Genomic DNA, 11,316 nt, shown 5'->3' with positions numbered 1-11,316 from the left:
ACTATACACTAACGATTGGGCGTGTTCAACGATGGTTTCCATAACCGTCTCATTTTTATTTCTACGCCCTTTCTTTCAGATTTTGTTGCGTTTGGCAAGCCTTATTGAGAATGGTGCAAGATCTCAGGAGAGCCTGATCAAACTTCAACTATCTTTGTTTTACACCTGTGATCATTCGCGCAAATTTGCCTTCGCGTTTCGTCTCAACATGCCAATTTTAATGCGTCGCAATGCTGATCCGGTAAATCGTCGATCGTATTCTGCTTCAGAAATCTCAGCTAATTCTTTCAAGGTCGGGGCAATATTCCACGATCGCGGTTGAAAGTCTTGTACATCTGTCTCCTGAGCAAACCGCTGATTCCAAGGACAAACATCCTGACAGATATCGCAACCTGCGACCCATCCTTTGAGATCTATTTCTGGTAAATTCTCAGCCCGATTCTCGATCGTATGGTACGCAATGCAGCGATTTGCATCAATTACGAATGGTTCTGTGATTGCATCGGTAGGGCAAGCGTCAATGCAACGAGTACAGGTTCCACAATGCTGGGTATGAGGTTGATCGATCGCTAAATCTAAATTGGTGACAACGCCACCGAGAAACACCCAAGACCCATAATCGCGAGTAATCAGATTACCATTTTTCGCAATCCAGCCGAGTCCTGCTTGCTGTGCCCAAAACTTATCTTGCACTGGAGCAGTATCGGCAAAATAACGAGTTTGCGCTCCATTTTGTTCGAGCCACATCGAGAAGGCTTTCAGTTTTTTGTGCAAAATTCGATGATAGTCTCGTCCCCAACCATAGCGAGAAATTTTTGCATATTCCTTGCCTGCGGGTCGCTGCTGCGCGGTGTAATAGTTCAAGGCAACACAGATGATCGATCGCGCTTCTGGAACGAGTTCGCAAATGTTCTGACGTTTCGGATTTGCCATCCACGCCATGTCCGCTTGAAATCCGCGATCGAGCCAATTCTGCAACGCCTGAACTGCAGAACTTTGAGCCGGATCAGTCACCGATGCAATTCCAACTTTGTGAAATCCTAGCTCGATCGCTTTTTGCTTAATTTCTTCCGTAAGCGTCATGACATCTCTTGCGCAGCTTCTCTATTCTAGTTTGACTGAAACGAGGGAAATTCTATGGAGATTGAAGGCATTTCACACCCCACGATCTTGCGATACTTTGCAACGCTAAACGCAGGCGAATTCGGGGCAACGAGCGAATTATTTGATCCAGAAGGAGCGATGCAAGCGCCGTTTGAATCGCCGATCGTGGGAAGAAGTGCGATCGCAGATTATCTGCAACGAGAAGCCGTAGGATTACAAGCTTTTCCACGTGAAGGAATTGCGGTTCCTGAAACAACCGACTATCAAATTACTGGAAACGTTCAAATGCCGATGTTTTCAGTCAATGTCACGTGGTTTTTCACGCTCAATTCTAATCAAGAGATTACGTTTACTCGCATCAAACTGAATGCGACTCCTCAAGAGCTGATGAAACTGCGCGGTTAGAATGAAGACTGTGCGTTTAATCTGACTCAATGAAGCTAACCACACGCGGACATTACAGCGTGAAAGCCCTTTTAGATCTCTGTTTTCAGCCGGAGTATGGTCCTGCTTCGGTGAAAGCAATTAGCGATCGACAGGATCTCCCTGCTCCCTATTTAGAAAAGCTGTTGATTGAGATGCGACGTGCAGAATTGGTCGTTTCGATTCGCGGCGCACATGGAGGCTACCAGCTGGCGCGGCATCCTTCCCAGATTTCGCTGGGAGAGATTCTAGCAGCAGTGGGTGAAAGCATTGATCCTTTGCCTCATCACACACCCGATGAGGGTCAGGCGGAAGATTGGGTGGCATTTAGCGTGTGGAATCGCTTGCATCAGAAATTGCAGCAGGCTTTGCATAGCATTTCGTTAGAGGATCTCTATTACGATGCGCGCAGTTGGCAAGCTTCACAAGGAGAAGGGGCAAGTTTTGTGGTGTGACTCCTTCCATGTACTCGGCTTTAAGATGAAGCTGGAGGTTTTCTGGGTTGGCGATCGCATAAACAACAATCACAGATAGCATTCTTCTATTTTTCTCGATAAAGTATTAGGCATTAGACGGTACTTTGTCCTGAAGCGTGTGACGATGAAGCCAATCGAGATTTTCATTTCTTATTCCCATTCTAAGCTAGATGAAAAGTTGATGCAGAAGTTGGAGAATCATCTCAGCAATCTTCAGCATCAAGGCATCATTCAGACCTGGCACACGCAGAAAATTACTGCGGGTTCCGAACGGGCAAAGCAAATCGATCTACATCTTGAATCTGCTGGAATTATTCTGCTGTTGATTAGTTCGGATTTTCTCGCTTCTGGCTATCGCTATAGTGTTGAACTCGCCCGTGCGATGCAGCGGCACGAAGCCAGAGAAGCCTGCATCATTCCGGTTATTCTGCGTCCGGTCGATTGGCAAGATTCACCCTTTAGTAAGTTGCAAGTGTTACCCACGAATAGACTTCCAATTACGAAGTGGGTGGATCAGGATGATGGATTCCTAAATGTGGTGGAGGGAATTCGCAGAGCGATCGCACTTCCACCATATGACATTGAGGCGATCGTTCAAGAGGTGCGCGAAAAGATCAGTGGCGACATTCAAAGACGCTGCGGCACGATGCGAGTGCTGGATATGGAGCAACCGATTACGATCGATTCGATTTATACAACTGTGAATATTCTGGAGAAGGTTTCTAGCTATCAGCGAAGCAGTGTAGAGAACTTACTAGACGGGTGCGATCTGACCAACTTCGATCGCTTGAGTTTGGGACGAGTGCGACAAGAGCGAATTCCTGGAGTAGAAGCAGTTCAGCGACACGATAAGCTGTTGATTTTGGGCAAACCGGGGGCAGGGAAAACGACCTTTCTAAAATGGTTAGCACTGCAATGTAAGGAAGGCAACCTGTATCGCCATCGAGTTCCGATGTTTGTGACGCTGAAGGAGTTTGCAGAGGCATCAGGACAACCGACCCTTCTAAAGTTTCTTGCGCAGCAGCTTGAGAACTGCGGAATTCATACTGCACTCGATACCATAGAGCGCCTGCTGCAATCGGGGCGAGGGTTTGTGTTTCTGGATGGATTGGATGAAGTGCGCGTGGAAGATAGCGATCGTATCTTAGACACGATTCGGCGCACATCAGAACAGTTCGATGGCAATCAATTTGTCATGACTTGTCGAATTGCAGCGAAAGAATATACCTTTGCAGCCTTCACAGAGGTCGAAATCGCTGACTTTAACAAGGAACAGATTGCTGACTTTACCAATAAATGGTTTCTGCCGAATGATCCAACTAAAGCTGAGGAATTTCCAAAGGAACTCGAAAAACATCCAGGCTTGCAGGAGCTAGCAACGAATCCGCTGTTACTAACACTGCTCTGTCTTGTGTTTGAAGAACAAGCCGGATTTCCAGCGAACCGCTCAGAACTCTACAAAGAAGGAGTAGATGTCTTGCTGAAGAAGTGGGATGCCAAGCGCAACATCAAACGAGAACAGATCTACAAGCAACTCTCGCTCCAGCGAAAAGAAGATCTCCTCAGTCAAGTTGCTTCTACTACCTTTGTGCGGAGTGAGTACTTTTTCAAACAGAAATTTGTCGAAGAAGAGATTCGGGACTATATCCGCAATTTACCCAATGCCAGTAATGATCCTGAAGCGTTGCAGCTTGATAGCGAAGCAGTATTGAAATCGATCGAAGCCCAACATGGTTTTCTCGTCGAACGGGCGCGAGGAATTTATTCTTTTTCTCATCTTACCTTTCAGGAATACTTCACGGCTCGGCAGTTTAAGGAGAAGTCAGAAGGCAATTTTGATGATCTTGTCTGCCACATTCCTGAGAAGCGATGGCGAGAGATTTTCATTCTCACAGTCGGAATGCTGAAGAATGCCGATAAGCTCTTGCAGGCAATGAAAGAAGAAATCGATCTCATCCCAGCACAAGAGAAGAAACTACAAGAATTTCTTGCTTGGGTTGAGCAACAGTCCTACTCTGTAGATGCTCCCTACCAACTTGCTGCAATTCGAGCCTTCTATTTCGCTCTCGCCCTCGCTCTCGCCCTCGCTCGCGACCTCGCCCGCGATCTCGACCTCGCCCTCGCCCTAGTTCGCAACCTCGACCGCACTCTCGACCGCGCGCTCGTCCTCGCCCGCACCCTTGCCCATGGTCGCGACCTCGCTCGCGACCTCGCCTTCGATCCGGAATTGCAGCAGAAGTTGCAAAAACTCAAAAACCAACTTCCTTCTATCGACAACTGGGAATCTTACAAATACTGGTGGAAAACGAACAGGCAAGCTTGGACTGAGCAACTTAGAACTGTGATGGTTCAATTCCGCAACATTGGGCAGGATTGGCAATTTACCCAGGTTCAGGAAGAACTGCTCCTACAGTACTACGATGCCAACAAACTTCTCGTAGACTGTCTCAACAGTGATTGCTACGTCAGTCGCGAAGTCCGCGACAACATCGAAACCACATTACTTTTGCCCTACGATCGAACTCGCCAATCCTCAGAGCCTTGAGAAGCGCGATCGAGCAAGGGAGAATGTCGAACGCACGTGAACATCCTTGGACAGATAAACTTAAAGACAGTTCTCTCAAAGTAGAATGCCAGAAATTAGCCGCTTTTTCGGAATCGTGATCACGATGTATTACAACGATCACCCGCCGCCTCATTTCCATGTACGTTATGGGCAGCAGAAAGCGATCGTAGACATTCAAACTCTCTCAATCCTAGAAGGAAAGCTCTCAATTAGAGTCTTTGGACTTGTCCGGGAATGGGCAGAAATACATCAAGCTGAACTTCTGGCAAACTGGGAGTTAGCACGACAAGCAAATCCTCTAGAATCGATCGAACCTTTGGAGTAATTCGATGCTTAAAGACATTGTTAGCGCTCAAGCGATCGCACCCTACCAAATTCACCTCCGCTTTGAGGACGGCATCGAAGGCGTGATTGACCTTTCCAAAATCATCCAATTCTCAGGCATCTTCTCTGCTCTTGCTGATCCAACGTACTTCGCAACCGTGCAAGTTAACCCAGAATTTGGCACGATCGTTTGGGAAAATGGCGCAGATCTCGATCCAGACGTGCTCTATTCGATCGTCTCCGGTCAACCGATTCCTAATTACACCATCGAACCGAAGCACGATCGCACTTCAGAGCCTTGAGAAGCGCGATCACGTTTTATCTACCTGGAAAAGAAGCCGTTAAAAATCAACGCCACGTTTCAGGTCAACCCCTTTCTCTGCATAATGCTTGTGACAGACCATCTCCGAGTGAACCGTTGCTAAATCGAAATAAGCAGGTGGATTCTTACACCGTCCGGTGATCACGATTTCCGTATCGCGAGGCTTCCGCAGCAACGCCTGCACGATCGGTTCTTCCGGCAAAAGCTCTAAATCGACTGTCGGATTCAACTCATCCAAAATAATCGTTTTATACAAGCCCGAAGCAATTGCAGCTCTCGCAATTTCCCAAGCCCGCTCCGCTTCCACATAATCTAACTCTTGCTGCTGACCCCGCCAAACGATCGCATCTCTTCCCGATCGCTGATGATCGACCAAGTTCGGATAGCTCTGACGCAATGCGTTAATCGCTGCATCTTCGGTGTAGCCAGTGCCACCCTTCAGCCATTGCATGATCAAAACGCGGTGGGATTTATCCTGACTGATCCCTTTCCCGATCGCTTGCAGAGCCTTGCCTAATGCACTCGTCGATTTCCCTTTTCCTGCCCCGGTATAAATCTCAATGCCTGCAATTCCTTCTTCCTTTGCAGAATGATAATGCGGCTTCATTTCAGAATGTAAGTTCGCAATATCCACTAATGCTTGTGGAGCCGCGCGTCCCGTGACAATCACCTCCATGTGATCCGGCTTTAACGTCAGCGTTCTCACCACTTCATCCACAGGTAAGAGTCCCAGATCAAGAACGGGATTGAGTTCGTCCATGACCACGACCGAATAAAGCCCAGATGCGATCGCACCTTTCGCCACATCCCATCCGCGCTGAGCCTCTTGGCGATCGAACTTCGTAATCTCATCCGCCCCAAAAAATTCGCCCCGTCCCGTCCGAACTTGGTCAATCAAATGCGGAAAAGCACGTTGCAGCGCTGCGATCGAGGCATCTTCGTCATAAGTCCGTCCCGGCCCCTTGAGAAATCGCAGCAATAAGACTCGCGTCGGTGAGAGATTTTGAATTCCGAGTCCAATCGATCGCAAAACCACACCCAAGGCTGCTTGAGACTTGCCTTTTCCTGCGCCATCGTACACATGAATTTGTCCGGTCATGCGTTCCGATCGTGTTTGGGCTGTGCGAATTCCAACACCCGCTCTAGTCATATCTTAAATCGCCGCTTCTAAATGCAGATTTACTTTAGCAGGTTTCTTCCAAACGGATCCGCGATCGCGCATTTGATTGATTCTATAAATTAAACCAATGCAAGTTAGCTTGAAATATAAGCTTATCTCAAGTTTAATCAAGTTCATGACTCATTCTTAAGGAGCCACCGCTATGCAGGATTCGATCAAGCCATCGTACTCATCGTTGACTGAGACCGAAGAACGGTGGTCAATCAATTCAAGCCGCGCTTACTTGGTTAAAACATTAGAAACGGTTCAAGATTTGATTGTTGTTTCGCTCTGTATTGGATTGTTCTGTGTGATGGTGATCCAATTGCGGGCAATGTTCTTCTCACTCTTGCCGCCCTTGAATTTTCATGGTGTTACGGCAGACATCTTGTTTTTGCTGATTTTGGTTGAATTGTTTCGGTTGCTGATCATTTACTTGCAGGAACAGCGTGTCTCGATCGGCGTTGCGGTTGAAGTTGCGATCGTTTCAGTTCTCAGAGAATTTATTGTTCGAGGTGTATTAGAGGTTCAGTGGACGCAAATCCTAGCAGGCTGCGCGTTTCTAGTCGTCATGGCGCTGTTATTAGTTGTTCGGGTTTGGCTACCCCCCACCTTTGAAGGAATTGATCCTGAAAAACAGCTTTCGATGCGCAAACGGAAAGAAGCGCATTAATCCTGACTGGATTTCGATTGGTCGCCCAAAGTAAAACCTCCGAGATTTTTACAACCTCGGAGGTTTTTGTCAAAGTCAGAATTTATTTACCGCCGGAGATCTGTGCCGCGACTTCTGCCGCAAAGTCAGACTCTTCTTTCTCAATGCCTTCGCCCAGGACAAAGCGCACAAAGCGACGAATCTGGATATTCTCACCCAATTGAGCAACGTTCTGCTTCACCAATTCCTCAACCGTGATGTTGGGATCTTTGATGTAAGGAGTCGGCAACAAGCACATTTCATTCAAGCGCTTATCAATCCGACCTTGAACGATCTTCTCTTTAATATTGTCAGGCTTACCCGCGAGGTCGTCTTTGCCCATTTCGATCGACTTTTCACGCGCCACGATATCCGCTGGAATATCCTCGACACGGACATACTCAACGTTCGTACTCGCAGCGATCTGCATCGCAATGCTGCGAACTAAGTCTTGGAATGCTTCGTTTCTAGCTACGAAGTCGGTTTGGCAGTTCACTTCTACCAACACCCCGATCCGACCGCCGATATGAATATAGCTTCCGACCAAGCCTTCAGCCGCAGTTTTGCCAGCCTTCTTATCTGCCGAAGCAATCCCTTTCTTCCGCAGCCATTCGATCGACTTTTCCATATCGCCGCCATTTTCGGTCAGCGCTTTTTTACAATCCATCATCCCTGCGCCAGTCTTTTCGCGCAGTTCTTTCACCGCTTTTGCTGAAATGTCTGCCATTTGCCTGAGTTCCCAATTTCTTCTCTGATATTGTCCGACGAATTGGGGGAGTGGGGAGTAGGGAGAAAATCCTTCCCCCATTCCCCTATTCCCCTACTATTCTGCGGCAGCTTCCTCTTCAGTAGCTTCCGTTTCATCGTAGTCGTACTCTTCTTCTGCGCCTTCGTAGTCGTACTCTTCTTCTGCTTCGAGTTGACCATGACGACCTTCGTAAATGGCATCAGCCAAACGTCCTACGATCAACTTGATCGATCGAATTGCGTCATCGTTAGCAGGAATGGGCACGTCAACGGTGTCAGGATCGCAGTTGGTATCGAGCAGCGCGACGATCGGAATATTCAACTTGACGCATTCTTGAATCGCGTTGTATTCCCGACGCTGATCCACCATGATGATCACATCTGGCAGTTTGCGCATCAGTTTGATACCGCCGAGGTATTTCTGAAGCCGTTCGAGTTCACGACGCAGCACAGAAGCTTCTTTCTTCGGCAACAGATCCAATCCGCCTGTTTCTTCGCGACGTTCAAGTTCTTTTAAGCGCTCGACACGAGTTTTGATCGTTGACCAGTTGGTGAGCATTCCGCCCAACCAACGTTGGTTCACATAGTAAGCGCCACAACGCGAAGCTTCTTGAGCAATAATTCCAGCAGCTTGGCGCTTGGTGCCAATGAACAAGAATTTTTTGCCCTGTTCAGAAGCAGTCCGCACGTAGTTGTAAGCACTATCCATCAACTGAGCGGTTTGCACCAAGTCGATGATATGTACACCGTTACGAGCGGTGTAAATGTAGGGACTCATTTTGGGGTTCCATCTGCGGGTTTGATGCCCAAAGTGAACGCCCGACTCAAGTAATTGAGCCAATGAAACAACTGGCATGAATTGATCTCCTAATTCGGGTTCATCGTCCATTCAGGAGTAGCTTTCGCCACCCGAAATCCTGAATGTGTGAGTTTAAACAGCTTATCTAGGGTAACACAAGACCTTGCCCTTGCTACGCTGATATAGAGTTGAGGCTTCTGAGAAATGAGCGTACCGACAGAATTAGATGCAGCGATCGCCGTAGTCGGCGGAATCCTGACGGCAATTGCTATTTTTTGTATTCCCAGACAAAATCTCGATCGAGTCCCGATGTCTGGATTGTTCTTGCTGTTGATCATTCATGCGATCGTGGGTTGGGTTTTGGCAATCTCAGACGTTCAAATCGGATTATGGCTGGTCGCTGCTGGCGCAGTGTTGATTGTGGCAATGATTCGGTCTTTGCAATTAGGGCAGGCGGGTGCAATTTCGTTGGGCGGGGCAGCCATTAGTGCAATCGTTTGGGCGGTGCGTCAAGATGCCAATGCCCAGATCAGTGCGATCGCATTTTTATTCCTCGGCATTTGGCTGTGGGCATTTGGGGGTGCGCGATATCGGATGGAAGGTGCGGGATTTGGAAAATCGATTCGATGGGTTTTAGCGATCGTCGGTTGGGAGGGATTATGGATTGGCTGGCTGATTGATACCTTTGTCGCGCCCCAGGTCGGAATTTGGCTACGTTAGCGTTTCTTCGTTCCATCTCTTATGCTAGAAATAGCTGCTTTAGGAATTGATTCATGCAATCTGGTTGGCGAATTGGGTCACTGTTTGGCATTCCTTTGCTGATTGACCCGTCTTGGTTTTTTATCCTCGTGATCGTCACCCTGAGTAATGCGCTGCGGTGGCAATATCGCTATCCGGATTGGGGCACGCCTGTGGCGTGGGGCACAGGCTTCGCGATGGCAATGTTGCTGTTTGCCTCGGTGCTGCTGCATGAATTGGGTCATAGCCTCGTCGCGAAAGTCCAAGGGATTCAAGTGCAGTCGATTACGCTGTTCTTCTTTGGAGGGATTGCCGCGATCGCACAAGAGCCGAAAACTCCTGGAAAAGCTTTTCAAGTCGCGATCGCAGGGCCAGCCGTCAGCTTTATGCTGTTTGTGATTCTGACGCTGCTGACGCTGGTTTTGCCGAATAATGAAATGCCTTTGAGCATTCTGTTTCGAGATTTGGCAGCGATTAATCTTGTCTTGACCTTATTTAACATGATTCCGGGCTTGCCTTTAGATGGGGGGCAGGTGCTCAAAGCGATCGTCTGGAAATTGACTGGAAGTCAGATTAAAGGAATTCGGACGGCGGCGAAAGTTGGGCGATTCCTGGGGCTGTTTGCGATCGCTTGGGGCTTAGCAGATGTTCTGGGTGTCACTCGCAATCTAGGATTACCCACTGCGGGTGGATTATGGGCAGCGTTGATTGGATGGTTTGTGGTGCAGAATGCGAGTGCATACGATCGCATTACTGAATTGCAAGAAGCGATGCTGAAGGTGAAAGCCGAAGATGCAATGACCCGAGATTTTCGGGTTGTCGATGCATCGATGTCGGTGCGGAAATTTGCAGACGATTATTTAATTACGGAATCGCGTGCGGCTGTGTATTATGCTGCCTCGAATGGGCGCTATCGCGGCGTGATTAATACGGAAGATTTGCAACGGATTGAGCGCAGCGAGTGGGAGAGCAAGACACTTTTAGACATTGTGCATCCGTTGAATGAAGTACCGACCGTGCAAGAATCCACTCCGATTGTGGAAGTGATTCAGCTTTTGGAAAATCAAAGTTTGCCGCGAATTACGGTCTTGTCTCCGGCTGAGGCAGTTTCTGGGATCATTGATCGCGGAGATATTGTCAAAGCGATCGCGCTAAAGATGAATTTGAGAATTTCTGATGCGGCAATTAAGCAGATTAAAGAAGAGGGAGTTTATCCGCCAGGATTGCAGTTAGGAGCGATCGCGCAAGCGGCATCGGAATTAAGATAGGCACGGTTTGCAGCTTAGACTGTCTATTTTCTGGCAGCATCCATTTAGCAAAGGAGCGATCGGCGCATGAGCATCGCAAGCAATCGAACTGTACAACATCGACCCCTGAGCTTTGATGAGTTTTTAGCTCAATACGGTAGTGACAATCGCTATGAGCTAATTGATGGAGAGGTATTTGATTTGGAACCGACTGGTTTGCATGAACAGGTCGCAGGATTCATCACTCAAAAAGCTTGTGTGCAAATCGACTTAGCAAATTTGCCTTGGCTGGTTCTGCAACGTCCCCTTTTCCGTCCGCCCAACATTGAGATGACAGCATTTCGACCGGATGTAGCTGTGATCGATGAAATGGCGTTAGAGAATGAATTGCTCTGGCGAGAACAGTCAATTTTGACACAGGGCACTTCGATAAAACTTGTGGCTGAAGTGGTCAGTAGTAATTGGCAAAATGACTATTCTCGCAAGTTGGAAGACTATGAAACTTTGGGAATTCCAGAGTATTGGATTGTAGACTATGCAGGCTTAGGTGGCACTCGTCATATCGGTAGCCCAAAGCGTCCCACACTTTCCATTTGCAGATTAATAGAAGGTCAATATCAGATTCAGCAATTTCGGGGAGAGCAGTTGATCAGTTCACCCACATTTCCGGGTCTGAATCTGACGGCTGACCAAGTTTTAAGAATTAGACCATAAACCACT

General features: G+C 47.9%; 13 protein-coding genes. 9 read left to right on the top strand and 4 right to left on the bottom strand.

The annotated features are described in order from the left end of the window. Window positions 1–171: 171 nt before the first annotated feature. Window positions 172–1,083, bottom strand: coding sequence for a tRNA epoxyqueuosine(34) reductase QueG (gene queG, locus J0L70_RS21790; protein WP_287455836.1), 912 nt, complete (start codon window positions 1,081–1,083; stop codon window positions 172–174). Window positions 1,084–1,137: 54 nt separating this feature from the next. Between queG and J0L70_RS21785 the strand changes: the two genes are divergently transcribed. The 5 genes from J0L70_RS21785 to J0L70_RS21765 all read left to right on the top strand — a co-directional run bounded on the left by J0L70_RS21785 (window position 1,138) and on the right by J0L70_RS21765 (window position 5,195). After that, window positions 1,138–1,509 carry a nuclear transport factor 2 family protein gene (locus J0L70_RS21785; protein WP_287455835.1) on the top strand — a complete coding sequence of 124 codons (372 nt, stop codon included), beginning with the start codon at window positions 1,138–1,140 and terminating at the stop codon, window positions 1,507–1,509. A gap of 29 nt (window positions 1,510–1,538) precedes the next feature. Next, complete coding sequence (locus J0L70_RS21780; RefSeq protein ID WP_017291021.1) at window positions 1,539–1,982, top strand: Rrf2 family transcriptional regulator; 444 nt, start codon at window positions 1,539–1,541, stop codon at window positions 1,980–1,982. A 145-nt stretch (window positions 1,983–2,127) separates the two neighbouring features. Next, window positions 2,128–4,548, top strand: coding sequence for an NACHT C-terminal helical domain 2-containing protein (locus tag J0L70_RS21775; protein WP_287455834.1), 2,421 nt, complete (start codon window positions 2,128–2,130; stop codon window positions 4,546–4,548). 85 nt (window positions 4,549–4,633) lie between these two features. After that, window positions 4,634–4,894: a DUF4160 domain-containing protein gene (locus J0L70_RS21770; protein WP_287455833.1), complete on the top strand. Its 261-nt coding sequence runs from the start codon at window positions 4,634–4,636 to the stop codon at window positions 4,892–4,894. Window positions 4,895–4,898: 4 nt separating this feature from the next. After that, window positions 4,899–5,195 (top strand): DUF2442 domain-containing protein, encoded by a 297-nt coding sequence (locus J0L70_RS21765; RefSeq protein ID WP_287455832.1) that lies wholly within the window; start codon window positions 4,899–4,901, stop codon window positions 5,193–5,195. Between the two features lie 39 nt (window positions 5,196–5,234). Here the strand turns inward: J0L70_RS21765 and J0L70_RS21760 are convergent, their stop codons facing one another. Then, on the bottom strand, window positions 5,235–6,365 hold the full coding sequence (locus J0L70_RS21760) for a cob(I)yrinic acid a,c-diamide adenosyltransferase (RefSeq protein WP_017291013.1): 1,131 nt from the start codon (window positions 6,363–6,365) through the stop codon (window positions 5,235–5,237). 172 nt (window positions 6,366–6,537) lie between these two features. Here J0L70_RS21760 and J0L70_RS21755 point away from each other — a divergent pair, with 172 nt between their 5' ends. Then, the gene (locus tag J0L70_RS21755; protein WP_268179733.1) at window positions 6,538–7,047 is read left to right on the top strand and encodes a phosphate-starvation-inducible PsiE family protein; all 510 of its coding nucleotides are present in this window, start codon (window positions 6,538–6,540) and stop codon (window positions 7,045–7,047) included. Window positions 7,048–7,129: 82 nt separating this feature from the next. On the opposite strand, the gene tsf is transcribed toward J0L70_RS21755, so the two are convergent. Next, window positions 7,130–7,792, bottom strand: a complete 663-nt coding sequence (gene tsf, locus J0L70_RS21750; RefSeq protein WP_017291010.1) for a translation elongation factor Ts — start codon at window positions 7,790–7,792, stop codon at window positions 7,130–7,132. 96 nt (window positions 7,793–7,888) lie between these two features. Next, window positions 7,889–8,668 carry a 30S ribosomal protein S2 gene (gene rpsB / locus J0L70_RS21745; protein ID WP_190649560.1) on the bottom strand — a complete coding sequence of 260 codons (780 nt, stop codon included), beginning with the start codon at window positions 8,666–8,668 and terminating at the stop codon, window positions 7,889–7,891. Between the two features lie 147 nt (window positions 8,669–8,815). On the opposite strand from rpsB, the gene J0L70_RS21740 reads away from it, so the two are divergent. From J0L70_RS21740 to J0L70_RS21730, 3 genes are all read left to right on the top strand, one after another. Further along, complete coding sequence (locus tag J0L70_RS21740) at window positions 8,816–9,331, top strand: hypothetical protein (protein WP_287455831.1); 516 nt, start codon at window positions 8,816–8,818, stop codon at window positions 9,329–9,331. Window positions 9,332–9,384: 53 nt separating this feature from the next. Next, on the top strand, window positions 9,385–10,617 hold the full coding sequence (locus J0L70_RS21735; RefSeq protein ID WP_017291007.1) for a site-2 protease family protein: 1,233 nt from the start codon (window positions 9,385–9,387) through the stop codon (window positions 10,615–10,617). 66 nt (window positions 10,618–10,683) lie between these two features. Continuing rightward, window positions 10,684–11,310: a Uma2 family endonuclease gene (locus J0L70_RS21730; protein ID WP_017291006.1), complete on the top strand. Its 627-nt coding sequence runs from the start codon at window positions 10,684–10,686 to the stop codon at window positions 11,308–11,310. Window positions 11,311–11,316: the final 6 nt, after the last annotated feature.

This window comes from Leptolyngbya sp. UWPOB_LEPTO1 (assembly GCF_017302695.1).
GTDB classification, from domain to species: domain Bacteria; phylum Cyanobacteriota; class Cyanobacteriia; order Leptolyngbyales; family Leptolyngbyaceae; genus Leptolyngbya; species Leptolyngbya boryana.
This window is presented reverse-complemented; position numbering and strand designations above follow the sequence as displayed.